Origin of the sequence: Bacillus salacetis (assembly GCF_003581585.1) — a bacterium.
Taxonomy (GTDB): domain Bacteria; phylum Bacillota; class Bacilli; order Bacillales; family Bacillaceae_B; genus Rossellomorea; species Rossellomorea salacetis.
The window spans coordinates 116,180-137,839 of record NZ_QXIR01000002.1 but is presented as its reverse complement, the minus strand read 5'-3'; the positions used below and the strand labels follow the sequence as shown (position 1 = coordinate 137,839).

Annotated in this window: 20 protein-coding genes and 1 pseudogene; 16 read left to right on the top strand and 5 right to left on the bottom strand. The window is 42.7% G+C overall.

What is annotated here, in order from left to right:
• Positions 1-8: 8 nt before the first annotated feature.
• Complete coding sequence (locus D3H55_RS02415; protein ID WP_119545307.1) at positions 9-1,751, bottom strand: ABC transporter ATP-binding protein; 1,743 nt, start codon at positions 1,749-1,751, stop codon at positions 9-11.
• A gap of 207 nt (positions 1,752-1,958) precedes the next feature.
• Between D3H55_RS02415 and D3H55_RS02410 the strand changes: the two genes are divergently transcribed.
• The 8 genes from D3H55_RS02410 (at position 1,959) to D3H55_RS02375 (ending at position 10,337) form a co-directional block, all read left to right on the top strand.
• Positions 1,959-4,109 carry a DNA topoisomerase III gene (locus tag D3H55_RS02410; RefSeq protein WP_119545306.1) on the top strand — a complete coding sequence of 717 codons (2,151 nt, stop codon included), beginning with the start codon at positions 1,959-1,961 and terminating at the stop codon, positions 4,107-4,109.
• A 194-nt stretch (positions 4,110-4,303) separates the two neighbouring features.
• Positions 4,304-4,570: a hypothetical protein gene (locus D3H55_RS02405; RefSeq protein ID WP_119545305.1), complete on the top strand. Its 267-nt coding sequence runs from the start codon at positions 4,304-4,306 to the stop codon at positions 4,568-4,570.
• 226 nt (positions 4,571-4,796) lie between these two features.
• Complete coding sequence (locus tag D3H55_RS02400; protein WP_119545304.1) at positions 4,797-5,897, top strand: M24 family metallopeptidase; 1,101 nt, start codon at positions 4,797-4,799, stop codon at positions 5,895-5,897.
• Positions 5,898-6,038: 141 nt separating this feature from the next.
• Entirely contained in the window at positions 6,039-6,707 is a 669-nt protein-coding gene (locus tag D3H55_RS02395) for a type 1 glutamine amidotransferase domain-containing protein (protein ID WP_240628464.1), read from the top strand.
• 386 nt (positions 6,708-7,093) lie between these two features.
• Positions 7,094-7,273 (top strand): hypothetical protein, encoded by a 180-nt coding sequence (locus tag D3H55_RS02390; protein WP_119545303.1) that lies wholly within the window; start codon positions 7,094-7,096, stop codon positions 7,271-7,273.
• Positions 7,274-7,285: 12 nt separating this feature from the next.
• Positions 7,286-8,350 carry a DUF2254 domain-containing protein gene (locus D3H55_RS02385; protein WP_119545302.1) on the top strand — a complete coding sequence of 355 codons (1,065 nt, stop codon included), beginning with the start codon at positions 7,286-7,288 and terminating at the stop codon, positions 8,348-8,350.
• An 88-nt stretch (positions 8,351-8,438) separates the two neighbouring features.
• Complete coding sequence (map, locus tag D3H55_RS02380; protein WP_119545301.1) at positions 8,439-9,182, top strand: type I methionyl aminopeptidase; 744 nt, start codon at positions 8,439-8,441, stop codon at positions 9,180-9,182.
• Between the two features lie 354 nt (positions 9,183-9,536).
• Positions 9,537-10,337 (top strand): 3D domain-containing protein, encoded by an 801-nt coding sequence (locus D3H55_RS02375; protein WP_119545300.1) that lies wholly within the window; start codon positions 9,537-9,539, stop codon positions 10,335-10,337.
• 333 nt (positions 10,338-10,670) lie between these two features.
• Here the strand turns inward: D3H55_RS02375 and D3H55_RS02370 are convergent, their stop codons facing one another.
• Positions 10,671-11,474, bottom strand: a complete 804-nt coding sequence (locus D3H55_RS02370; protein ID WP_240628458.1) for a VLRF1 family aeRF1-type release factor — start codon at positions 11,472-11,474, stop codon at positions 10,671-10,673.
• 263 nt (positions 11,475-11,737) lie between these two features.
• On the opposite strand from D3H55_RS02370, the gene D3H55_RS25360 reads away from it, so the two are divergent.
• The 4 genes from D3H55_RS25360 (at position 11,738) to D3H55_RS02350 (ending at position 15,738) form a co-directional block, all read left to right on the top strand.
• Positions 11,738-12,307, top strand: coding sequence for a 3D domain-containing protein (locus D3H55_RS25360; RefSeq protein ID WP_338067923.1), 570 nt, complete (start codon positions 11,738-11,740; stop codon positions 12,305-12,307).
• A 481-nt stretch (positions 12,308-12,788) separates the two neighbouring features.
• Positions 12,789-14,306, top strand: coding sequence for a glycine betaine uptake BCCT transporter (locus D3H55_RS02360; protein ID WP_119545298.1), 1,518 nt, complete (start codon positions 12,789-12,791; stop codon positions 14,304-14,306).
• 429 nt (positions 14,307-14,735) lie between these two features.
• A complete protein-coding gene (locus tag D3H55_RS02355; protein ID WP_119545297.1) occupies positions 14,736-14,870 on the top strand; it encodes a YjcZ family sporulation protein in 135 nt (44 codons plus the stop codon).
• Positions 14,871-15,108: 238 nt separating this feature from the next.
• Complete coding sequence (locus D3H55_RS02350; RefSeq protein ID WP_119545296.1) at positions 15,109-15,738, top strand: lytic transglycosylase domain-containing protein; 630 nt, start codon at positions 15,109-15,111, stop codon at positions 15,736-15,738.
• 37 nt (positions 15,739-15,775) lie between these two features.
• Here D3H55_RS02350 and D3H55_RS02345 read toward each other — a convergent pair whose 3' ends face one another.
• Positions 15,776-16,030 carry a GlsB/YeaQ/YmgE family stress response membrane protein gene (locus D3H55_RS02345; RefSeq protein ID WP_119545295.1) on the bottom strand — a complete coding sequence of 85 codons (255 nt, stop codon included), beginning with the start codon at positions 16,028-16,030 and terminating at the stop codon, positions 15,776-15,778.
• A 155-nt stretch (positions 16,031-16,185) separates the two neighbouring features.
• On the opposite strand from D3H55_RS02345, the gene D3H55_RS02340 reads away from it, so the two are divergent.
• Positions 16,186-18,423, top strand: coding sequence for an AAA domain-containing protein (locus D3H55_RS02340; protein WP_119545294.1), 2,238 nt, complete (start codon positions 16,186-16,188; stop codon positions 18,421-18,423).
• A 137-nt stretch (positions 18,424-18,560) separates the two neighbouring features.
• Positions 18,561-18,746 (top strand): annotated as a pseudogene (locus D3H55_RS02335) (Rdx family protein); the annotation flags it as partial.
• 32 nt (positions 18,747-18,778) lie between these two features.
• Here the strand turns inward: D3H55_RS02335 and D3H55_RS02330 are convergent.
• The gene (locus D3H55_RS02330; RefSeq protein ID WP_119545292.1) at positions 18,779-19,177 is read right to left on the bottom strand and encodes a hypothetical protein; all 399 of its coding nucleotides are present in this window, start codon (positions 19,175-19,177) and stop codon (positions 18,779-18,781) included.
• Positions 19,178-19,312: 135 nt separating this feature from the next.
• Between D3H55_RS02330 and selA the strand changes: the two genes are divergently transcribed.
• On the top strand, positions 19,313-20,722 hold the full coding sequence (gene selA / locus D3H55_RS02325) for an L-seryl-tRNA(Sec) selenium transferase (protein ID WP_119545291.1): 1,410 nt from the start codon (positions 19,313-19,315) through the stop codon (positions 20,720-20,722).
• A gap of 171 nt (positions 20,723-20,893) precedes the next feature.
• Here selA and D3H55_RS02320 read toward each other — a convergent pair whose 3' ends face one another.
• Positions 20,894-21,037 (bottom strand): small acid-soluble spore protein P, encoded by a 144-nt coding sequence (locus D3H55_RS02320; RefSeq protein WP_119545290.1) that lies wholly within the window; start codon positions 21,035-21,037, stop codon positions 20,894-20,896.
• 143 nt (positions 21,038-21,180) lie between these two features.
• Between D3H55_RS02320 and D3H55_RS02315 the strand changes: the two genes are divergently transcribed.
• Positions 21,181-21,444 (top strand): hypothetical protein, encoded by a 264-nt coding sequence (locus D3H55_RS02315; RefSeq protein WP_119545440.1) that lies wholly within the window; start codon positions 21,181-21,183, stop codon positions 21,442-21,444.
• The last annotated feature ends 216 nt before the right edge of the window (positions 21,445-21,660 follow it).

Here is a 21,660-nt window from a genome sequence, read left to right as displayed (position 1 = left end):
TAACAAAGCTACTTCTCAGCTGCGAGCTGCTGCTGCACCAGCTTGCTGTATAGCTCATTCGTCTGCAGAAGTTCCTGGTGTGTGCCGCTTCCGGAAATAGTTCCGCTTTCTATGACAAAAATTGTATCTGCTTCTACCACCGTTGATAGCCGATGCGCTATAATAAGGGTAGTTCTTCCCTTCATCAGATTTTTCAAGGCAATCTGGACAAGCAGTTCAGACTCGCTGTCAAGGTTTGATGTAGCTTCATCCAGCAAAAGTATCTTTGGATCACGCAGCAATGCCCTGGCAATCGCGATTCGCTGCCGCTGCCCGCCTGACAGCTTCACTCCCCGTTCACCCACCTGAGTTTGAAACCCATCAGTCAGATTCATTATGAACTCATAAGCATTCGCTTGTCTTGCCGCATCAAACACTTCTTCATCTTTTACTTCCCTTTGCAATCCATAGCAGATGTTTTCAAAGATCGTCCCTGACATGATCGGACTTTCCTGGGAGACATATCCGATTGCCCCCCTCCATTCCTGTAAGGGAATGTTCTTTATCGATGTATTTCCCAATTTGATATCACCGCTGGACAAAGGGTAAAACCGCTCGATTAATGAAAAGATCGTGGTTTTCCCGCCGCCGCTCGGACCTACAAATGCACCGGTCCGGCCTTTTGATATTTCAAAAGATAACGAGTCAAGAATCTGTCTGTTATCGGTATAGCCGAAAGACACATCTTCAAAAATCAGCTTTTCTTCCGAGAAGAATTTTTTCAAACCATCTTCGCTTTCTTCAGCATCCTCGTCCAACAGCTCCTGTATCCGTTCAGTTGCACCTGACGCTTTTTGAAAAGCTGTAAAAAAAGTGGCCATTTGGGTGAAGGGAACTATGATTTGGAACATGTAGATGATGATGGCGACCAGGGAACCGGCCGAGAGGGCACCAGCTGATACCCTCGCACCGCCGTATCCAATGATCACTACCAGGACCACCATCATAATGGTCGTCATAAAGGGGGATACGACTGCCTGGATCTTTGCTTCCTTCAAACCGAATTGAAACAGGTTTTGTATGCCTTTCCTGCCGCTTTCCCTTTCAACCGGCTGGCCGTTATAAGACTTTACAAGCCTTATTTCTGAAAGCACCCTGCCCAGATTTCCGCTGAAATCAGCCATCTCATCCTGTGTCTGCCTGGAAATGGCATGCATCTTCCTGCCAAGCGGCATGAGAATGATGAGTGAAACGGGAACCGCGACAAACATAATGACGGTCATGCTCCAGTCGATTGTTAAAAGGATGATGATCGATCCGAGGATGGTTACGATGCCGGAAACAAACGTGACAAGGTGATTGGTAATCAATGTTTTGACTGTATTTGTGTCCTGGGTGATCCTGCTCATTGTCTCACCCGACTGATGGGAATCGAAGAACGGGACGGGCAGTTCGAGTACATGGTTCCATAAAGCTTTCCTGATTTTCGCAACGAATGTTTCTCCTATATAAGTCATGAGATAATAGGAGAATCCTCCAGTTACTGCCTGCACGATAAAGGCAGCAAGGAGAAGAAAAATCAAGCTCATTTCAATGCCTGCGCCTGAGATTTGATCCACCAATGACTTGGTGAAAAGAGGCACGATAAGTGAAGCCGCCGTCTCGAACAAACTTAATACCAATGCCGAAATGAAAATCCATTTAGACGGCCGGCCGATCTTCATTAAGCGAATGAATCGATTCCAACTTGAAGGTGTGGGTCCTGTGGACATATAAATTCCTCATTTCTAAACTGTACATGTTCTATTTATGCCTAAAGTCCTGCGAAGTGTTTCCTTTTTAACTGTACCAGATTTTCAAATCGATTTCCCGCTTGGGAATTGCCGCATCTCAAAGTTGGCGGGAATTATGCTACAATGAAGAATATTTGCCATATAAGTGACGGGTATTAAAAAATTTTTATAAAAAAGGAGCCGGAAATGAAAGTAATAATCGCTGAAAAGCCTGATCAGGGAGCTGCACTTGCGAAGCCTTTTCCCCATAAGAAGGGACAGGGGTTTATTGAAGTGCTGCCGAATCAGCTGTTTCCTCAAGGTGCCTATATTACGTGGGCCATCGGACATCTCCTGCAGCTGCAGCCTCCTGAAAAATATAATAGTCAATGGAAAAAGTGGAGCATAGATACTTTGCCGATGATTCCGGAAAAATTCAAATATGAAGTAACCCGCTCAAAATTCAAGCAGTTCAATGCAGTCAAGGCGCTGTTGAAAAAACCGAATGTCACAGAAATCATTCATGCTGGTGATGCTGGCCGTGAAGGAGAACTGATAGTACGTAATATCGTAAACATGGCGGGAATCAAAAAGCCGATGAAGAGACTTTGGATATCTTCCCTCACACCGAAGGCCATTACAGAGGGGTTCAGCAAGCTATTGGACGAAAGTGATACCAGAAGCGTGTTTTTTGAAGCGTATTCAAGGGCATGTGCGGACTGGATCATCGGAATGAATGCTTCGAGGATATACAGTATCCTTTTAAAACAAAAAGGCATGTCGGATGTTTTTTCTGCAGGGCGTGTCCAAACACCGACTTTGGCACTGATTGTCAAGAGAGAGAAAGAGATTGAGAGCTTTGTCAGCGAGCCGTTCTGGGAGGTAACTGCCGATTTTGATATCGAGGGAAAGGTCTACCAGGGAAAATGGGAAAAGGATAAACAATCAAGGCTGCAAGATAAAGAAACGGCAGTTAAAATTTCTGAGTTTTGTAAAGGGAAACCAGCAGAGGTGAAGGATATCTTTACTGAAAGAAAAGAATATCAGCCGCCGTTGCTGTTCAATCTTTCTTCACTTCAGGCGACAGCCAACAAGCTTTATAAATTTTCACCTCAAAAGACGCTGGATACTCTGCAAAAGCTTTACCAAAAAGGGATTGTCTCTTATCCCCGGTCAGATTCAAACTATGTCACTAAAGGAGAAGCAGAAACGTTTCCGGAAATCATGGCCAAATTAATCAGTCTTTCTTCCTATCAAGACCTTTTTCCACAGCCTGTAAAGTCGTTGATGAACAATAAGAGGTATGTGAATGAACAGAAGGTAACCGATCACTATGCCATCATTCCGACCGAACAAGTCAAAGATCCTGAGAAACTCCAGGCAGATGAACAGAAAATTTATGACCTGGTGGTCCGCAGGCTTATTGCAGCTCATTATGATAAGTCGATTTTCGATTATACCACTCTGGTCACACTGGTGGATGGCCGTGCAGAATTTGTTTCCAAAGGTAAAGTGCAAATCCAGGAAGGATGGAGAAAAGTCATTTTCCAAAACGAATCAGAGGATGAACAGCTTCTCCCGCACGTCCTGGCAGGAGAGACAGGAAAGGTGAAGAGCGTCAAAGTGAAAGAGGGAAAGACACAGCCCCCTAAAAGATATACAGAGGGTCAGCTTATCACTTTGATGAAAACGGCAGGCAGGCATTTAGACAATGAAGAACTGGAAAAAGTCCTCTCGAGCACCGAAGGATTGGGTACAGAGGCAACAAGGGCGAGTATCATAGCCGGGTTGAAAGACAGAAAGTATATTGATGTAAAACGAAATGCGGTTTTTGCTACCGACAAGGGCAAAGTATTAATAGAAGCAATCGGTGAAAAAATTCTTGCATCACCAGAAATGACAGCCAAATGGGAACAGAGGCTGCGTGAAATCGGACAAGGAAAAGCTTCGGCTCCCCAGTTTATGGAGCAGGTGAAAAAGCTGAGTGGAAAGATCATTGAAGATGCTGTCGAAGCTTCGGGTGAATGGACCTTCGATGGAATCGATACGGAGACCATCCAGAGGACAAGCTCACGCTCATCACTCGGCAAATCGGTCGGAGCATGTCCATTCTGCAAAGCAAAGGTGATTGATAAAGGGGAATTCTATGGATGCAGTGCTTATAAAAAAACAAAATGCAGTTTTACTCTTTCCAAGATGATCATGAAGAAGAAGATATCCCAAACGAATGCGAAAAAGTTGATCAGTGAAGGAAGGACGGATGTTATTAAGGGGTTCAAAAAAGGAGAACGCACTTTTGATGCAGCCCTTAAATGGAACAGCGAGGCAAAAAAACTGGAGTTCGAATTTCAAAATTGACATGATCTCATTTAATAGATTGAGAGACGGAAATATTAGTGGAGCAAGGTATGAGCCCCCGGATTCCTTGAGAAAGCATAGATCAATTGCAGATGGACTGAAAAAATTATTCTTAAATACGGTTTTAACCTCGAGATAAAGGGTAACTTTAGATTAACAACACATCTTAACTATTCATAGAGGAGTGAACTGTAATGGATATCGGTCTATATAAAATTGAAAATATGTCTGATGAAATTATTACACTATCATTATACGAATGTGATCAAATGGAAGAGCAGAATGAAATTCAGCATCTGCCGAGGGCTCTTTTTCCTTTCCATGTATCGAATGATATCATGATTGAAGTTTCTGAACGTGCAGGACAATTGGAATTCACACCTATCAGCACGGATAATGTTCAGGCACGCATTCAGGCTGAAGAACTTTTGAAAGACTTCATTGGAACAGCGGAAGTCTAATATATGAGTAGACGAAACACCTTCTTAAAGAGAATGCAGAGGAAGGTGTTTTTATTTTGTGCATATACTTTAGCGCTTTAAAGCAGCCGGGGACAGTCCCCGGCTGCTTTAAAGCGCTAAAGTCCTCCTTTTGATTAACTTTGAACGGAAACTGTGTTAATGTGTTGTCATGATGAATTTCATATAATCATAAGAAATACATATGGATGAATTGGAGTGTAGCAGAATGACCAGTCGTATTGAAAAGCTTCAATCATGGTTGGACGACCAGAATATTGAAGCGGTTTTTATCAACTCGAAAGAAAATGTTTTCTATTTATCAAGCTTCCTGACAGATCCGCACGAACGTCTGATGGGACTTTTCTTATTTAATGGTGCAGATCCGTTATTTGTACTTCCGGCTATGGAAGAAGGGCAGCTGAAAAGTGCAGGGTGGACCCATGAAATCATTGGTTACTCGGACCATGAAAACCCATGGGATTTAATCAGAGAAGCAGTCAAGAAGAGAAATACAGCAGGTGCAGGGAAAGTTGCACTGGAAAAAGAGGTTCTTTCCTATTCACGCAGTGAAGAATTCTTATCCCTTTTCACTGACACGGAAGTGATCGATGCTGAAGAAAAGCTGAATGAGCTCCGAGTAGTCAAGGATGATCAGGAAATCGAAATTCTCCGGCGAGCGGCAGAAATGGCAGACTTTGGAGTACAGACAGGTGTTGATGCCCTGACAGAAGGCGTCACAGAAATGGAAGTGTTAGCGAAAATCGAATATGAATTGAAGAAAAAGGGGATCAGGGAGATGTCCTTTTCCACTATGGTCCTATTCGGTGAAAAATCCGGTGAACCACATGGCAATCCTGGAAACAGAAAACTCCAGCCGGGGGATTTCGTCCTTTTCGACCTTGGTGTGGTCCTAGATGGTTATTGCTCGGACATCACGAGGATGGTTGCCTTTAAATCAGTTTCAGATCAACAGAAAGAAATTTATGAAACAGTGTTGAAAGCAGAAAAAGCTTCACTTGAAGCAAGCAGGCCAGGCAGCAGGATCGGTGACCTTGACAGCACTGCGAGAAAAATCATAACCGATGCGGGATATGGAGACTTTTTCCCTCACCGAATCGGCCATGGGATGGGAATAAATGTACATGAATTCCCTTCAATGAGCCATCTGAACGACGGGATTTTGAAAGCAGGAATGGTTTATACCATTGAGCCGGGAATTTATTTACCTGATGTCGGCGGTGTCCGGATAGAAGATGATGTACTCGTTACAGAGGAAGGTTATGAAACCCTGACAAAATTTCCAAAGGAACTGCAAATTATCGAATAAGTTCAAACCTCCAGTCCGCAAATGCCGGCACTGGAGGTTTTTTCGTAAGAAGCGGTTCTGTCACTCTATTCTCAACTCGAAGTTAGTTTAAACAGGTACGCCTCAGGATAAATAGAGGTTAACAGGAAAAAGGAGGAATGGATAGCAGTGAAGAAAATTTTAATGGTCTTGACAAATACTGATCAAATGGATAAAGAACATGATACAGGATTATGGCTGTCCGAATTCGCAGAGCCATACGTTGAATTCACAGGGAGGGGTTACGGTGTAAGTGTTGCCAGTATAAAAGGCGGCAGAGTGCCTGTGGACCCTCGAAGTACAACGGAAGGAGAGATGCCTCCTGATGAATGGGAAGGGGCTATCCGTGAACTTGAAAGCACGCTCGTTCTTTCACAAGTCAATGTAAACGACTATAATGCCATCTTTCTCCCAGGAGGACACGGCACGATGTTTGACTTGCCAGGAAACGCTGCTTTACAGTCTGCACTGGCTCATTTTGCTGAAAATGACAAGCTTATCGGCGCTGTCTGCCACGGGCCGGCAGGGTTTGTTGATGTGAAGCTGTCGTCAGGCAAGTACCTTGTCGATGGGAAAAGGATCACTGGTTTCACCAACGAAGAAGAACAGCAGATGGAATTGGACTCCGTAGTTCCGTTCCTGCTCGAATCAAAACTGAGGGAAAATGGGGCTGATTTCCAAAAAGGAAGCCCGTTTTCGGATTACACAGTAACAGATACAGGTTTCGTAACAGGCCAGAATCCACAATCCAGCCTGAGCACTGCAAAGGCATTCGTGGAACAGCTTGGATGATTCACTGACCGAAAGCCGGTTTAAATGGCCGGCTTTCGGTTATTTAATTGTCTTTATTGCAATTTGTCATGATGACCTGATTCATTAGAGTTTCATCGGTACTTAAAGGTTGAACAATAGTATCATATAGAAAATTATCCAGGTTTGGGGTGTTGCAAGAAGCAGCAATTAATAGGGACCTTCTAAGGTAAAGAGAGAGCTTTAGGAAGCTTGAAAATGACTTTTTTCATATAGGAAGAGGTTGATTTCTTATGTTGAACCATCTCATTCAATTGAATGGCGAAACTTTTAAAGCGGTTAATCAGCTGCGAGATGTAAAAAATCCTGAATAAAGCCATAATAAGAATCACAGTAGGAAAGGGGTGTAATTTCTGGAAAGTTTAATTGTGAATTTAAAAAATCGGATATGGCTTGTTCCATCAATACTAAGTTTGGCCTCATTGATTCTGGCTGTTGCCACCATTATGATTGATTATCACTTTGCTGATTCGATCAAGGAGTTTCTTCCAGGATTAATGAAGACCAAAATCGGTCTGGCACAAACTGTTTTGAGCACAATTGCGTGATCGCTCCTGACTATGACAACTTTTACATTTTCGACGGTCATGGTGGTTTTGACGACATATTCTTCACAATTTTCACCAAGGGCGCTTAAGCACTTCGTTAATGATAAAACAACGGTTCGTGCACTAGGGATTTTCATGGGGGGCTTTATTTATTCAATCACGGCATTGTTGTTCATGTGGGAATCACTTCGACAAGAGTATGTTATTTCTGCATTTTTTGGTGTAGCATATGCGATTTTGTGTCTTGCTGTCTTTGCATACTTCATCCATCATGTCGCTGCCTCCATTCAAGTAAGCAGTTTAATCGGTAAACTTGAAAGTGATACAAAGAAAGTCTTGGATTTCTATAAGGAGCTGCAGCAGAATAATGCAGTACAGGTTGAAAAAAAGGATCCAGGCACTTATCAATATAGAAAAGAAATCAGCAGTAAGCAGAGCGGCTTCCTGCAATTCGTGGATTTCAACGGATTATTGGAATATACAGCACAGCACGATCTTTATATTGAATTAAACCTCAGGGTAGGAAAGTTCATCAGGGAGGGGCAGACACTCTTCACTATACATAGCTTAGAGGAATGTGAAGAAAGTTTAACAGAATATTTGTCACTGGGAAGCGAACGGATGGCAAATTTTGATTTAGAGTTTTCTATACGGAGAATTTCTGAAATAGCAGTAAGGGCTGTTTCCCCATCCATCAATGATCCGAATACTGCAAGGGACTGCATCCATTATTTAGGGGTGCTGCTGGGAGAAACAGCCGCTTTGAATGACGGCCATCTGATAATGACGGATCAAAAAGGGAATCCCCGGGTTACAATCCCATTCTTTGCCTTTGAAAGGATGCTTTACAAATCTTTTTATCAAATTGTACATTATGCCCAACAGGATATGTCTGTCATCCTGGCACTGCTGGATGCAATGATTATCATTCAAAAGGAAATGCCGGAAAACAGAAAGAAAATAGTCTATAGTTTTCATAAGTATATCCTTCAAAATATTGACCGAGAAAACCTCCAAGAGTGGGATCTAAGATTCCTGAATGAGAAAGTGGAATGCCTTCAAGCTGTAAAGCACTAATATCATTGAGGGAAAAGGCAATTTCCTTCTCATTGAAATATAAATCTGTATAATATAATAAGACACTATTTAAAAAAAGGAAGATTTTATGATTATTCAAAACGATCAGGAATTACAAGCAATGAAAACCATTGGAAGCATTGTTGCATCTATCAGGGATGAGATGAAAGATGCGGCCAAACCCGGTATGACCACTAAAGAGCTGGATGAACTGGGTGCAAAATTATTTGACAAGTTCGGAGCAGTTTCAGCTCCTAAACAAGAGTATGATTTCCCGGGCTTCACCTGCATCAGCGTTAATGAAGAGGTAGCCCATGGCATACCTGGGGACAGGGTCATTCAGGAAGGAGATCTGGTCAATATTGATGTATCCGGTTCAAAGGATGGTTTTTATGCCGATACAGGCATCTCTTTTGTAGTGGGAAAAGAGAATGAAAAACTTCAGGATCTTTGTGAAGCGGTCAAGAAATCATTTGATGCAGGACTGAGAAAAATCAAAGCAGGATCAAAATTAAACGGAATCGGGAAGGCTGTGCACAATGAGGCACGAAAAAACGGGTATACAGTCATAAAGAACCTGACTGGCCATGGTGTAGGGAAATCCCTTCACGAAGACCCGGCCCATATCATGAATTATTTTGATCCATGGGATAATGGCTTGCTGGCAGATGGAATGGTCATCGCTTTTGAACCATTCGTTTCCACCAATGCGGAAGAGATTGTCCAAGAATCCGATGGGTGGACATTTGTCACTGAAGATAAAAGTTATGTTGCCCAGATTGAACATACGATTGTCGTGACAAAAGGCGAACCGATTATCCTTACACTTTAAAGCAGTTAAAAATGAGCCACCTGTGAGTCTTCTTCACGGGAGGCTCTTTTTATGTTGATATTTGTAGAAATTTCTCATGTTACTATTGAAAGAAAAGGGGAAAACAAGTAATATTAGAGATAGCAAAACATTTATTTACCTTCTATTATCCCCATATCAAATATCATCGTTTATACCACTATATCATTCTTCCAACCATTTCATCCTAAGGAACAATATCCCATTACAACGTTGAAATACAACTGTATTCCCCCTTTTATACTCTCGTAATAGCATTGTAGTACTCCTATGTTAGCATGAAGATTGTGAGTAAAGATATCGTACCACTTACTAACAAAGGAGAGGATTACTAGAATGAAGAAAACAGTTATCACTCTTGCAACGGCAGCAAGTTTAACTCTAACAATGGGCGTGAGTGCCTCTGCAGAAAACGTAGAAGTAAAGAAGGGCGATACACTTTGGGGATTATCCAAGGAATATGGAACGACAGTTGAAGATCTCCTTAGATGGAATAACTTAAACTCTGATTTAATTTTCCCTAACCAGCAACTAAGAGTATCCTCTACTGAAAATTATACAGTAGAGTCAGGAGATACTTTATGGGGAATTGCAAAATACTATGGTGTTTCAGTGAATGAACTTAAGAATACGAATTCATTGACTTCAGATATAATTTATCCAGGGCAAAATCTTACCGTTGACTTGGACAACCGTGGACTGGCAGTCAAAGTAAATCAACAGGAGAAGACACAACAAGCTCCAGCTGCACAAGAACCGCAAGAAACACAGCAGCCACAAGCAGCAGAGGAGCCGGCAGCCCAGCCTGCCGAGACTCCGGTTAATACGCAGCCTACACAAGAAGCTGCAAATGCAGTTACAGTCAAAGCCACTGCTTACACGGCAAATTGCGAGGGTTGTTCAGGCGTAACGAAAACAGGCGTCGATCTTAATGCAAACCCTGATGCCAAAGTCATTGCCGTTGATCCTAGTGTCATACCGCTTGGGACAGAAGTATATGTGGAAGGTTACGGATATGCCACTGCCCAGGACACTGGCGGTGCGATCAAAGGGAAAAAGATTGATGTATTCATCCCAGATAGACAAGACGCTGTTGATTGGGGAGTACGTTCTGTAAAAGTTACAATTCTAGATTAATAGTTTTAATGAAGCAGGGGTTTCGGCCCTTGCTTCTTTATTTTTGGCATTTTTCCTTCATTTTCTTTTCAGTTGGAAACTTCATAACTTATACTCTTCCTCAATGATTCATCGAGTATCTTTAAGATTGTATTTTCATTTTTAATATTTTGGCTGATAAAATTGTACATCCATATATATATCACTATACTTTTTTACTTATCCAACCTATGCAGGGTTTTTCTCTCTCTCCTCAAGAGAGGCGTCTGCTTTTAAACATTTTTTCTTAAAAATGATTTTAATAACATAAAAAAAGACAAAGGGGGACTTCACCCTTGTCTTCAAATCATCGTCCTATGCAAATATCTCTTCCAATACCTTTTCCTCTTTAGTATTGAGCAGGTTTTTTTGTACTATATCATCTATTCTCTTACTCATATTCTCGCTAAGAAGCTGCCCTGTGCCTTTATCGCCAACCAAAATGATCTTATTCCAGTGCCGGCTTGCCGCCTCCTGGTCAAGCTTACTGCCCAGGCTTTTGTACCAGCGCTTTTGATTAGCCTCCAGTCTTTCCCTGAAATGGTCGTCCTGATTGGCACTGCCTCCATTGCTGCCGATATTGATATCAGCAGGCTGAGGACCTGCATGCCTTCGCCACTCCTCGGTATCCAGGTCAAAATGGAACAATTCGGTATCCTCTACTTGGCCAAAGTGAGATTGTATGACTTTTACCTGATTCTGCTGCAGCAAAATCAAACCGGTGAGGGGATGACTGGCATCAAGCTCTTTCAGTTGATCGAGTACGGCAAATTCTTCCCAATAGAAGTTTGTTTTGACAGGAACCTGCAATTCGAAAGTTTCCCAGATGCCGCTGTCTTCCGAAGCGAAAACCACCATGCTTCTTGGAAGGTCCCTTTCTTGGCTCAGGACGTAGGTTTCCACCCTGTCCCGGATACTGGCCAGTCTCTTCCGTTCTTCTTCATTGCTTAAATCAAGGTATTCCTCAAAACTGTTTAAACCGTTCTTTAAGGCGATCTTCCACTTACCGCCTTGCTGATCGGGGTCTCTTCGGTCAGTATTGAGATACATGGTAAGGAGTTTGTCAGGTTTCTGTAAATGAAGGTTTTCCAGCTTTTTCAAAGTTTTGGCTAATCCCATTTGTATGCCCTCCTTGTGAATTCTTATTATGTATTTATCTGAAAACAATAGGATGTAAACATTAAATGGAAAAATAGCCCGATGGAAACGATGGAAGAAATAATGGAATCACACAAGGAATTGGAGGACGTGAGAAGATATTCCTGAAAATTTACATGATGTAATGAAATGTAATGATTTCATCATTCTTTTGTCACCACTGTGAGATGAGCCTATGTTACTATTTCCTCTGTTGGTTTAACAGCCGAAAAGGAGGATTCACCATGAAAAGAACACCAATGCTTGCCATGATTACGTTAATTTTATTGGGAATGCACTCATTATCTGTACAAGCAGAAGAAAATATAAATAAGATAGAAGCAAATGTGGATGATTACCACAATCTTGCAGAAGGGGACATGCTTTGGGAACTTGCATCCAAACAGGATGAAGCAGTCCTCACTGTAGAAACAAGGAAGGAACTCATTCATAAGGGAAAAGAGGTACTTGTTCCAAAACAGGTGGAAGCGAAAGAGACTGAGGTTCAGGGGGAAGACAATGTCACCAAGGAAATCGAAGTCAAAGCCACTGCATATACAGCTTATTGTGAGGGATGCATCGGGATTACCAAGACAGGTGTGGACCTCAGGGCCAACCCTGATGAAAAAGTTATTGCCGTAGACCCTGAGGTTATACCGCTTGGATCCAAGGTTTATGTAGAAGGATTCGGATATGCGACAGCAGAAGATACAGGAAGTGCCATCAAAGGGAATCGTATTGACATTTTTATCCCATCACGCGAAGAAGCGCTGGAATATGGTGCAAGGAATATTACCGTTGAAATTATAGAATAAGTATAATACTTTAACACACTAAAGCGCTAAGAGGGACAGTCCCTTTTAGCGCTTTAGTGTGTTAACGGCCAGGTTTGGTGCCTGGGTTTTTCACTGATTGCATTTCTTTTCTGTCGCTCATTTGTCTTTCAGCCAGTTCTTTAGCAGTTTCGTGTTGGTTATTTGGGTTTTGTTTCTGCAAAGGGTTGTCCTCCTTATGATCAACTTCCATTCTTGTTTAGCTTTTGCAGCAGTTAAGGGCTTCATTCATGCTTTTATTTGTTGGTATCTTTTTGTGTATCAAGGAGAAAATAAACCAAGCATTTACGATATGAAAACCGGGTATATACTTAAAACACCATAGAAGAGGCATAACGGTTGATTATGTCTACTTCTTCTGTTAGGGTTAAAAATGTTGTTTTATTCGGCGGAGGTCTATCATTTAAGCAAAATTTGCAAGAACAACCTTTGAAAAAACATTACATATGAAAGGAAAATGATGATGAAAAAAATATCAGGTGTTTTTTGGATCACGGTGGCAATCGTGTTGGCAGCACTGATTTTTGGGGTCACTGCTCCTGAAAGCTTTGAACAAATGACAGCCAGAGTTCAATCGTTTATCACTACACGATTCGGCTGGTACTACTTAATTCTTGTTACTGCGATTGTAATCTTTTGTATCTTTCTTATTATCAGCCCGATCGGGACCATCCGGCTCGGGAAACCTGATGAAAAACCCGAATACACTACTTCTACTTGGTTCGCGATGCTTTTCAGTGCGGGAATGGGTATCGGGTTAGTATTCTGGGGAGCGGCAGAACCGCTGTCCCACTTTATGGCACCTCCAATGGCAGAAGGAGGTTCTAATGAAGCAATCAAAGAAGGGATGCGTTATGCTTTCTTCCACTGGGGGATTCATGCATGGGCGATTTATGCACTTGTAGCGCTGTCTCTTGCTTATTTTCAATTCAGGAAAGGGGAGCCGGGACTTGTATCGGCTACTCTGAAACCTTTATTCGGTGACCGGGTTAATGGTCCGCTTGGTACGATCATTGATGTCCTTGCTGTCTTCGCAACGGTTGTAGGTGTAGCAACAACACTCGGTTTCGGGGCTGCTCAAATTAACGGGGGATTGTCTTATCTGTTTGGCATTCCTAATAACTTCACGGTTCAATTCATCATTATTGCAGTAGTTACCGTACTATTTATGATTTCTGCTTGGTCCGGACTAAGTAAAGGAATTAAATATCTGAGTAACACCAATATGGTCCTGGCTGTTGCTCTGGTACTCCTTATGTTCATTGTCGGTCCGACACTGCTGATTCTGAATTTATTTACAGATACTCTTGGGGCATATGTTCAGAATTTGGTGCGTATGTCGTTCCGAATTGCTCCTCTTAATGCTGATCATCAGGAATGGATCAACGGCTGGACGATTTTCTATTGGGCATGGTGGATTTCCTGGTCTCCATTCGTCGGGATCTTCATTGCTCGTGTATCACGCGGAAGGACCATCCGTGAATTCCTATTCGGTGTGCTGCTGCTTCCAGCGCTTGTCAGCATGATCTGGTTTGCGATCTTTGGTACATCAGCAATCGATATCCAGCAGTCAGGTGCAGTGGATCTTTCCAGTTATGCAACAGAGGAAGTGCTGTTTGCGGTATTTAATGAAATCCCGTTATCAGCTGTCCTTTCCATTGTGGCGGTCATTTTGATCAGTACGTTCTTCATTACTTCTGCTGACTCTGCAACGTTTGTTCTGGGAATGCAGACCACTTATGGATCATTGACGCCTCCAAATACGGTAAAATTGACTTGGGGCATTGCCCAGTCAACAGTTGCATTGATCCTGATGTACAGCGGAGGGCTGCAAGCCTTGCAGAATGCATTGATTATAGCCGCCTTCCCATTTTCGATGATCATGATTTTGATGATGGTTTCGCTGTACAAGGCACTCACGAAAGAAAAGAAAGAGTTAGGTTTGTACCTTAAACCAAAACCCCGAAATAAAGTACGATAAATGAAATTGCAGGCAGCCTTTAACATAATGGGCTGCCTGCTTCTTTGTTCTGCTTCCGATCTCTGGGCTCAGGATGCTTATGGGGGACCGATGGTTGCCGCAACTACTGTATGGAAAATATTCCCTGAAAAGCTGTAAAAATATTCTCACCACGGGTGAGGTGGGTCCCTTTCCTTAATAAATGCATAATAAATGCATCCAAATCCTTACATATATAATGAGATATTTAACATATTGTTTCGGTGAAAATCCCCATTGTTTGCATAGCAACAGAAGTGTTTGGTCCAACTATCCTCCCGTCCACTCAATACATTCGCCTCCTATACCGCAAAAACCTGAAGTTTTTTGGCTTTTCAGGGCTTTTATTTCAGTCACAATTGCTTGGTAAGCATACAGTGTAGTAACCATGGTACGAGGAGGTGTTCATGTATGTACGGATACGGCGGATATGGCTATGGCGGCGGCGGTGGCTATGGCAGCGGCGGTGGCTATGGCAGCACATTTGTGTTGATTGTAGTTCTTTTCATTCTTTTGATTATCGTTGGTGCAGCTTATGTGAACTAATGATGGAAGGCAGCTTCAGTGGAAGATCCCCGCTGAAGCTGTTTTTTTCGGTATTCAAAAATTTCTTTCCAGAGTAAACATTTGCTGCCTTCCACTGATCAGCCCAGATCTTAAAGGCAGGTGTTTTAGTCAGCAAAATAGTACATAAGACAAGCAATGCAAGAAGAATATTAGTTGCGTATTCTTTAAAGGTTTTTTAAAATAAGGAAGATATTAAAAAAAGGTTGATGACATTACAATGGCAAAAAAACGGCCGAAACGGAGAGAGAAAAAGGGTTCGCCCCTGAAAATCCTGCTAATCCCCATAACAATCCTTTTTGCTTATTTTGTTGTATACGGTGGATTCTTGACATACCAGGAATTATCAGAGGAAGCAAAAGATGAAATCCCGGCAGAATATATTCCGATTTATAAAGATGCTGCGCGTGAATACGGAGTACCCTGGAACCTGCTGGCCGCACACCATAGGGTTGAGACAAAATTCTCTACAATGAAAACAATGGTCTCTCCCGTCGGGGCAGAAGGACATCTCCAGTTTATGCCCTGTACTTTTGTCGGCTGGTCACATCCTACATGTGACGGGCTCGGAAAAGGAGAAATTCCGCAGAAAGAACTGACCGATCCGGAAGTGATCGCGAAATATGGAGGATATGGTGTTGACGCCGATGGAGACGGGAAAGCTGATCCATGGGATATTGAAGATGCTGTTTATAGTGCAGCCAACTATCTGGCAAGTAACGGAGCGGCGGATGGAGATATAGAGAGGGCGGTTTTCGCATATAACCACAGTGAGAAGTATGTAGAGGATGTGTTGTTCTTTGCAGAAAGATATAAACAGGATAGCAATAAAAAACAGACTGCTGAATGAGTAGGTACACAGCAGCCTGTTTTTTCTTTATCCTTGGTTAACGGTTTTTTCGCATACTCTTCATAATCAAGCTTAAAATAAAGACGAGAATAATCGCACCGATCAGTGCCGGGATGATTGCCATTCCAGCGATGTCAGGACCGAAGTCCCCGAAGATCAATCCTCCAAGCCATGCACCGATGATCCCGGCGATAATATTTCCGATTATTCCGCCAGGGACGTCTCTTCCGAGGATCAGACCCGCAAGCCATCCGATAATACCGCCGATGATTAAATACAAAATAAAACTCATAATTTTTTTCCTCCTAATAAAGTATTTTTAATTTCTTAGGTTTTAATATACACAGAACATCCAATGGTTAAACCAGGGCACTCTTTGGGTATATCAATAGTTTGCGCAGTACAAGGAATAATAATAGTAAATTTAACACTAATAGGAGCAGTTTAATGATTGCAGCAGAAAGAATGATTCAGCAATGGAAGACAGCATTGATAGCTGAAATTCAACAATTAAAAGAGATTGACAGCCGGGGGATTTCAATTATTAAGGGCCAGTACCTGGGTACGGGTGAAGGGGGATCGGTTTATTGGCTGGTAATGGCTTTCCCCGCCAGCTTGTTTCAGGGAAGCCCCGTTATTTTTGAATATAGAGGCAAAAAGCATGAAGGCAGGGTTCTTTCTTCTGATGCAGGTGATGTCATTGTCGAGTTGGACAGTGATTTAGGTGAGGAAACAGGAAGAGGGGTTTTACATAACGAACCTTGGGATCTCCTTAATCAATTGATTGACCGTTTGACTGAGATCGAGGAAGATAGCTGGAAACTAAGGATTGTTGAAAGAGTGATGAATCCCGGGGAAAAAACCTATCATCCGGCTGACAAGGTGAAAAATTTGGTTCATGAAGCTGTCTTGAGGTCTAAGTATAATCCTGTCACGTATATTTGGGGCCCGCCCGGCACTGGAAAAACCTATACCCTTGCCAGGATGGCTGCCTATCAATACGTTAATGACCGCAAGATCCTGATTCTTTCCCACAGCAATACGGCTGTCGATGTTTTGACACTGGAGATAAGCCGGTTCTTAAAGGAAAACGGGAAATGGGCACCAGGAGAGGTGATCCGCTATGGCACAGCAGAAAAAGATGAGGTGAATTCCCAACGGGATTTAAGTATCGTCAGTCTGACAGAAATGAAAGATGATGTCTCAGGTGCACGAAGAAGGAAATTTGAAAAGAAGCGACTTCTTTTAAAGAGAAAGTTATCGGCAAAATTCAATGCAAAGGACTCATCCCAGTTGACTAAAGTAGAGATTGCTTTGGTGAAACTGAGGGAAAAACTCCGTAAGATGGAGGGCCAATTTGTTAATGAGGCAAGAGTTATCGCCACAACCCTGTCCAAAGCCGCAGTCGATCCACTAATATATCAAACTCAATTTGATTTGGTGATCATTGATGAAGCGAGTATGGCCTACGCCCCTCAAATTGCTTTTGCCTCGACGCTGGGGACACGTGTTGTCATTTGCGGAGACTTCAAACAGCTTCCCCCTATTGCTGTTTCCAGGCACAGTCTTGCAGAAAAGTGGCTGAAGCAGGATATTTTTCATTTGTCAGGGATCGCCAGCCAGGTTGAAAAAGGATACAGAAACCAGCAACTTATGCTGCTGCCAATCCAGCGGCGGATGCATCCGGATATATCAGCCTTTACGAATGAATTTTTTTACTATTCCTTGGTAAAAGACCATCATGAAATACTGAAACAGCGTACTGCAGTGACAAACCTTTCCCCTTTCCCAGGGGAAGCCGCCTCGATTTTCCCCTTGATTGACAATTCCCCATGGTGCCGGACAGACAGCGGGTCCCGTTGGAATGTAATGTCAAGCCTGGTATCTATTCAGTTGATGTTGTCAGCCAATGAGTCCGGAATCAAGTCCATTGGATATGTGACTCCATATAGAGCACAAGCAAAGTGGATGAATAAAATCATACCCGTTTTCTTTAATAATCGGGATACCGTAATGAATTCCCAGATTTTCGCTTCAACTGTGCATAAGTTTCAAGGCTCTGAGAAAGACATGATTTTATTTGATATTACAGATGGAGCTCCCCAGGAAAAAGCTGGAGCACTATTGACCCAAAAGGGAAGCGGAAGGCTCATTAATGTTTCAGTGACCAGAGCAAAGAGCAAATTCATTATGGTAGGAGATCATCAATTCATTAAAAGGCGGGTATCAAAAAATCAGCCTGTTCGTAAATTGATTGATTTTCTGGAAAACAGAAGAAAGGGGCAGGTTCCTCTGCAAGATCCTGTTTTTTCCGAGGTGTATACGAAGAGATTGAAATGGTACAAGAAACATGACGTGGAGAAGCTGGTGAAAGATATAAAAAACGCAAAATCAGAAATCTTTTTGTCAATTGAAAAGATAGAGGATGTGCCGCATTCTATATGGATGCATTTAAAGAAGACCGAACAAGAGAAGTCTATAATAATATTATGTAAACATAACAGTGATTTTCCTTTAAGCAATTATAAAATAGACCGGGGAGAATTCGTCCATCACTTTATAGGCTTTGACCAGAAAGTATTATGGTTTGGATTCAATGACATGAACTCATCAGACTGCTTTCCATACATGGCAAGGGTTTTCTCCGGCAATTTTTTTGCCGCATATGAAAAAAATATAACGTAATCATGAAAGTGAAGCGTTTGCACAATGGTTTTTCCTATATTAAAATGACAGAAAGCAAGAACAGTGAAGGAGGTATTAATCATATGAAAAAAATTAAAATGACGGTTGAATTCTGCATGATGTGAAATTATTCCCCCAAGGCCGCGAGGTTCGCGGAAGAACTCTTCAACCATTTTCGTGCGGATTTGGAAGAAGTGAAACTTATCCCTTCATCAGGAGGGGCATTCGAAGTCTATATAGATGGTGAAAAAATCTATTCAAAACTGGATACGGGTGTTTTCCCTGATCCGGATGACATTATCCAACAAATTGAGAACAAGTAAGGATCAGCCGGGCCGCCGGCTGATCCTTTTCGTTATATACTGCCTTGAAACCGGATGACAGAAGGAGTTGGTTTCTTCTCCAGAGCTTTCAAGATATAAATTTCCAAGTACTCTTTCTGTGGATATAACTCTATGGGATGATACTTTAAAGAGAAGGGGAAGCCGACTTTCCTGGACCTCGTTCTATCCTCATCTGCAGCAATTATTTCAATAGAGAGTGTTTGGCCTTCTTTAGAGAGGAGCACTTCCTGTACCGCAAAAGCCTCCGTTGATACTTCAACGATGAACGCTTCTGTTGTATCGAATAGATCCACCCTGAACTGCGACTCATCAAGTTGAGTTGTATAAGGATCAAGCAGCCAGTCTTTCATCCATCGTTCCCAGTCTTCTAATTTAAAATCCTCTCCCGAGTTTGCCATAATTTCCTCCATCTTTCCTTTGGGCTCCTTCGCAGTGATACAAGCGAAGTATACTTCCCTTTTCAACAGTTTATTCTTTTTGGGTTATGATGTGTGGGTGGTATAATGTGAAATATTCAGGCGGTAACAAATCGGAGGGCGCTGACTATGAAGGAACTATTAAGAAAAATCCCTTCTATCCATGAAATCCAGAATGGGGAGAAGTTTGGACAGATGGTGAGAGATAGCGGAATTTCCATTGAGCAGGGGACAGAGCTCATTAAAGAAGAAGTGGCAAATGTAAGGATTCACCTGATGAACGGCACATGGGAGGGGCCACTGCCGGGAAGTGGTGGTCTGGAGGATTTTTTAATCCAACAAGCCGGCAATGCAGCGGAAAAGAAATTCACTTATACGTTGACAAAGGTGATCAATGCCAGCGGAACAATCCTGCACACAAATCTCGGGAGGGCGCGTTTGAGCGAAACAGCTGTTCTGCATGTCGAGGAAATTGCTAGGAATTACAGCAATTTGGAATATGACATCAATAAAGGAAGTAGAGGCTCCCGGCATACACATGCTGAAACACTCATCAAGGAGGCTACGGGTGCAGAAGCCGCGATGGTGGTCAACAATAATGCCGCTGCTGTTTTCCTGATCCTCTCTGAACTTGGCAAAGGAAAAGAAGTGATAGTGTCCAGGGGAGAGCTGGTTGAAATCGGCGGGTCGTTCCGTGTGTCCTCCATCATGGAAGAAAGCGGCGCAAGGTTGATTGAAGTAGGCACAACAAACAAGACCCGGATTTCAGATTATGCTGCCAAAATCAATGAAGATACATCCCTGCTGATGAAGGTGCACCGAAGTAATTTTGTCATCAAGGGTTTTACCGAGGAGGCTCCAACAGAGGAGCTTGCTGAGTTGGCTGCAGCCCATCAGCACGTGATTTTCTATGAAGATCTGGGCAGCGGCATGCTTTATGATTTAAAGAAACATGGCATAGGTTCCGAGCCATTGGTCAAGGATGTCATCGCAAAAGGAGCAGACATCGTTTCCTTCAGCGGAGATAAGCTGCTTGGCGGCCCGCAGGCTGGAATCATAGCCGGAAAAAAAGAGTTCATAGACAGGTTGAAAAAAAATCAATTGGCACGGGTGCTGCGTGTGGATAAAATGACGCTGGCCGCTTTGGAAGGGACCCTTATTGATTACTTGAAAGGAAACGAAAAAAATATTCCTGCTTACAATGCACTTTTGATGGAGGCAGATTCAATCAAATTCATTGCAGAAAAGATGAGGGATGCCCTAAGGGACGACGCAAGGGGGTTTTCTGCTGAAGTTAAGCCTGACATCAGCCAGGTTGGCGGCGGTACGATGCCTGATGTTGAATTGGATACCTATGTACTATCCTTAAAGCACAGCCGGATGGATGCAGCCCAACTGGAGAAGCGCCTAAGGGCGGCTCCTATCCCTATCATCGCAAGAATCCACAAAGATGAACTTCTTCTTGATTTAAGGACAGTCGAAGAAGAAGAAGTTGGTGTGATCTTCCAAACTTTATTAGGGCTGGATGAACAGCTTTAAGAGCAAAACACAGTCCCAGACACGGAGACTGTGTTTTGTTGAGGATACCTTTTTTGGATTTGTTCGGAGTTCCGGTGTTTCCTTGCAATTCTTCATAAAATCAGGCTGAAGTGTTTTGAATTTTACTGAACACATAGAGAGACGATGCTGCAAAGAGTGTTGCTTCGTTTCTTACATATCGTGATGCTGGTTATGTTTCTGGCGTGTATGGTTATGGTTCTTCACTTTCTTCGAGCCGCTTAAAGGTTCAGGCTGCCCTGTAGGCTGCCCTTTAGTGGAATTTCTGCGGATATCTTTTCCGTCATTTTTGTTCATATTGCATCCCTCCTAAAAGTAGAATGTGGATTTCTGAGCGCTCTTATTCATCTTCCTGTAAGGAACGGAATCTTCTTTAGGTATAGTTTCCGCGAAAAAAGGAGATTCTAACAATGGAATATTTTCCAAAAGGAGATGACTTCATGCCATATCATAAGGACAAACAACAGGCCTTTCAGGCAGCTCAGCAAGGCCATGAGGAAGTAAAGGATGCAGTCAATGAACTGGTATTGGATGGTGCTGACTACGGCCATCAGCTCGCACATCTTAAGAATGAAGTCAACGAGGCTTACCAGCAGATCGAAAATGCCTTGGAAACCGCTTCCGAACACCAACGCGGGCAGCTTGAAAAGATGAAATCCGATCTTACATCCGTCATGCAGCAAGTGAACCAGAATCCAAGTTAGTCAAAAAAGGGATTGGACCTGATAACAGGTCCAATCCCTTTTCACATAAGAGGATTAAGAATTATGTGAAACAGCAGAGGATCCAATGCAAGGACCCGGAAAATCAGTTTCAATCTTCAGACTAGCTGAACCGCGGAGGAGGGGAGGAATATAAGTTGAAAGCTGCAAGGCCTTTCAATTGAGTATAGGACGCATAATTTGTTACTATATAGTTGA

Excerpts from the sequence above, each read along its gene's own strand:
- map (WP_119545301.1), top strand. The coding sequence starts at position 8,439 with ATGATTATTCAAAACGATCAGGAATTACAAGCAATGAAAACCATTGGA.
- D3H55_RS02405 (WP_119545305.1), top strand. The coding sequence starts at position 4,304 with ATGGATATCGGTCTATATAAAATTGAAAATATGTCTGATGAAATTATT.
- D3H55_RS02340 (WP_119545294.1), top strand. The coding sequence starts at position 16,186 with ATGATTGCAGCAGAAAGAATGATTCAGCAATGGAAGACAGCATTGATA.
- D3H55_RS02375 (WP_119545300.1), top strand. The coding sequence starts at position 9,537 with ATGAAGAAAACAGTTATCACTCTTGCAACGGCAGCAAGTTTAACTCTA.
- D3H55_RS02345 (WP_119545295.1), bottom strand. The coding sequence starts at position 16,030 with ATGAGTTTTATTTTGTATTTAATCATCGGCGGTATTATCGGATGGCTT.
- D3H55_RS02330 (WP_119545292.1), bottom strand. The coding sequence starts at position 19,177 with ATGGAGGAAATTATGGCAAACTCGGGAGAGGATTTTAAATTAGAAGAC.
- D3H55_RS25360 (WP_338067923.1), top strand. The coding sequence starts at position 11,738 with ATGAAAAGAACACCAATGCTTGCCATGATTACGTTAATTTTATTGGGA.
- D3H55_RS02320 (WP_119545290.1), bottom strand. The coding sequence starts at position 21,037 with ATGAACAAAAATGACGGAAAAGATATCCGCAGAAATTCCACTAAAGGG.
- D3H55_RS02400 (WP_119545304.1), top strand. The coding sequence starts at position 4,797 with ATGACCAGTCGTATTGAAAAGCTTCAATCATGGTTGGACGACCAGAAT.
- D3H55_RS02350 (WP_119545296.1), top strand. The coding sequence starts at position 15,109 with ATGGCAAAAAAACGGCCGAAACGGAGAGAGAAAAAGGGTTCGCCCCTG.
- D3H55_RS02385 (WP_119545302.1), top strand. The coding sequence starts at position 7,286 with ATGACAACTTTTACATTTTCGACGGTCATGGTGGTTTTGACGACATAT.
- selA (WP_119545291.1), top strand. The coding sequence starts at position 19,313 with ATGAAGGAACTATTAAGAAAAATCCCTTCTATCCATGAAATCCAGAAT.
- D3H55_RS02360 (WP_119545298.1), top strand. The coding sequence starts at position 12,789 with ATGAAAAAAATATCAGGTGTTTTTTGGATCACGGTGGCAATCGTGTTG.
- D3H55_RS02370 (WP_240628458.1), bottom strand. The coding sequence starts at position 11,474 with ATGGGATTAGCCAAAACTTTGAAAAAGCTGGAAAACCTTCATTTACAG.
- D3H55_RS02410 (WP_119545306.1), top strand. The coding sequence starts at position 1,959 with ATGAAAGTAATAATCGCTGAAAAGCCTGATCAGGGAGCTGCACTTGCG.
- D3H55_RS02415 (WP_119545307.1), bottom strand. The coding sequence starts at position 1,751 with ATGTCCACAGGACCCACACCTTCAAGTTGGAATCGATTCATTCGCTTA.
- D3H55_RS02315 (WP_119545440.1), top strand. The coding sequence starts at position 21,181 with ATGCCATATCATAAGGACAAACAACAGGCCTTTCAGGCAGCTCAGCAA.
- D3H55_RS02355 (WP_119545297.1), top strand. The coding sequence starts at position 14,736 with ATGTACGGATACGGCGGATATGGCTATGGCGGCGGCGGTGGCTATGGC.